The sequence below is a fragment of the Actinoplanes sp. NPDC048791 genome (genome assembly GCF_040650095.1).
Taxonomy (GTDB): domain Bacteria; phylum Actinomycetota; class Actinomycetes; order Mycobacteriales; family Micromonosporaceae; genus Actinoplanes.
Genome location: NZ_JBEZGQ010001261.1, coordinates 1 through 2,134, shown reverse-complemented (window position 1 = coordinate 2,134; position 2,134 = coordinate 1). Strand labels below are relative to the sequence as shown.

Below are 2,134 nucleotides of genomic sequence, written 5' to 3'. Positions count from 1 at the left end.
CGCCGCGTAGCCGCCGCCGAGCGGGGGCCGCCGACACGCCGGCCGCGGCCCGGCACGCCGACGTGACCGTGCGGTACTACGCCGAGACCGCCGAACCGGTGGTGGCGCTCACCTTCGACGACGGGCCGGGGCCGCGGTGGACGCCGATGGTGCTGGACACGCTGGAGGCGGCCGGGGTGCCGGCCACGTTCTTCATGGTGGGGCGGAACCTGCGGGAGCACGCCGGCCTCGTCCGCGGGCGGCTGGACAACCACGAGGTCGGCAACCACTCGTGGTCGCACGACGATCTGGCCACCCTCGACCTGGCCGGGGTCACCGCCGAGCTGACCCGGACCCACGAGGTGATCCACGAGGTCACCGGCCGGGCGCCGGCCCTGATGCGGCCACCGTACGGCCACCTGGGCGGCTCGACGCTGCTGGCGGCCGACTCGCTGGGCTACGACATCGTGCTGTGGTCCCAGCAGATGCGCGAACGGGCCTTCGCCGACGACCCGGACGCCCAGGTCCGCGCGATCGTCGACGGGGTCCGTCCGGGTGACATCGTGCTGGCCCACGACGTCGGCGCGGACCGGCGGCTGGTGGCCCTGCGCCGGCTCGGGGCGATGATCGAAGGGCTGCGGGCCCGCGGCTTCCGCTTCGCGACCGTCTCCGAACTCGTCGCCACTGCCGTTCCCGGTAGCCCCACGATGCCGCTCGCAACGCGGCGCCGGATGCATTAGTCGCGGCCCTGCCAGGTGGTGACGCAGGCTTCGTTGCCCTCGGGGTCGGCGAGGATCCAGAAGGACGGCGCCCGGGCCTCGGACAGCAGGATGCCGCCCGCGCTCAGCGCGGCCCGGATCCGCGCCGGCGCCTCGTCGTGCGGCACCGAGACGTCCAGGTGCAGCCGGTTGCGCTGGGCCCGCGGGCCGGTCATCTGTTGGAACCAGAGCGCCGGGCCCTGCGCGAGCGGGTCCACGATCGGATCGCGCGGGCCGCCGCCGCCCGGCTCGTCGGTGTAGCCGAGCACGGCCTTCCAGAACGGCCGGATCTCCGCGATGTCCAGCGCGTCGACGGCGATCTCCAGCGCCTGCACCGACCGCCGGCCGTCGGCGTCCGGCGCGAGCGGCAGGCCCATCTCCGCGGCCGTGGTGGCGATCATGCGGGCGTGGGCCAGTTCCCGGGCGGTCAGTCCGGCCGGGTCCGGTGGATGCAGGGTGAGCTCCAGCCGTCCGGGCCGCAGGTCCAGCCAGAGGCACTCGTCGGCGCCGGCGCCGCAGGCCCGGATCAGCTCGGTGGCGACTTCCGCTACCTGCCACAGCGGACCCAGCCGGATCGAGGCGCGCAGGGTGCCCAGGACGTAGCGCCAGCCGAGCTCGCCGACCGCCGCCGAGATGTGGGCGGCGCTGAGCGCCACGCCGTCGTCGATCGTCTCCTCGGTCATCCCGGCATGGTCTCATCCCGGGCCGCGGCCCGGCCGAATCAGACGCCGCGCGGCCAGGCCGAAGGCAGGCCGTGGACGAGCAGGGACAGCCTCGGCGTGGCCGGCCGGGCCGAGATCAGGCCAGGCCGGCGTCGTGGACGAGGAGGGCGATCTGGACGCGGTTGTTCAGGTTGAGCTTGACCAGCAGGCGGGAGACGTGCGCCTTCACCGTCGCGACGCTCATGAACAGTTCCGTGGCGATCTCCGCGTTCGCGCGGCCCTGGCCCAGCAGCAAAGCGACCTCGCGTTCGCGCTCGCTGAGGCCTTCGAGCGCGCTCAGCGCCCGCTGCCGTCCGCCGCCCGCCTCCGGCGCCGCCACGTGGGCGATCAGGCGGCGGGTCACCGCGGGTGACAGCATCGCCTCGCCCTGGGCCACCCGGCGTACCGCGTGCAGGATCTCCACCGGCGGGGTGTCCTTCAGCAGGAAGCCGCTGGCGCCGGCCCGCAGGGCGCGCAGCACGAACTCGTCGGCGTCGAAGGTGGTCAGGACGATGACCTCCGGCGCGCTCGGGCGGCGGCGCAGCGATTCGGTGGCGGCCAGGCCGTCGACGCGGGGCATGCGGATGTCCATCAGGACGACGTCGGGGTGGTGGGTGGCCACCGCCGCCGGGACCTCGCTGCCGTCGGCGGCCTCGCCCACCACGGCCAGCGTCGGGTCGCGCTCCAGGAGAGCGC

At 74.9% G+C, this 2,134-nt stretch carries 3 protein-coding genes; 1 reads left to right on the top strand and 2 read right to left on the bottom strand.

Annotation, left to right across the window (positions count from 1 at the left end):
• Nucleotides 1–719 (top strand): polysaccharide deacetylase family protein (locus tag AB0C29_RS45150; protein ID WP_360834077.1); only part of this gene is annotated, 719 nt, incomplete at its 5' end.
• Here the strand turns inward: AB0C29_RS45150 and AB0C29_RS45145 are convergent.
• Together AB0C29_RS45145 and AB0C29_RS45140 are read right to left on the bottom strand one after the other, a co-directional pair.
• Nucleotides 716–1,420: a VOC family protein gene (locus AB0C29_RS45145; RefSeq protein ID WP_360834074.1), complete on the bottom strand. Its 705-nt coding sequence runs from the start codon at nt 1,418–1,420 to the stop codon at nt 716–718. The genes AB0C29_RS45150 and AB0C29_RS45145 overlap by 4 nt on opposite strands.
• A 115-nt stretch (nt 1,421–1,535) precedes the next feature.
• The coding region (locus AB0C29_RS45140; RefSeq protein ID WP_360834072.1) for a response regulator transcription factor at nt 1,536–2,134 on the bottom strand (599 nt) is incomplete at its 5' end.

Bases quoted from the DNA above. Each gene is read 5' to 3' on its own strand.
- AB0C29_RS45145 (WP_360834074.1), bottom strand. From the start codon at position 1,420: ATGACCGAGGAGACGATCGACGACGGCGTGGCGCTCAGCGCCGCCCAC.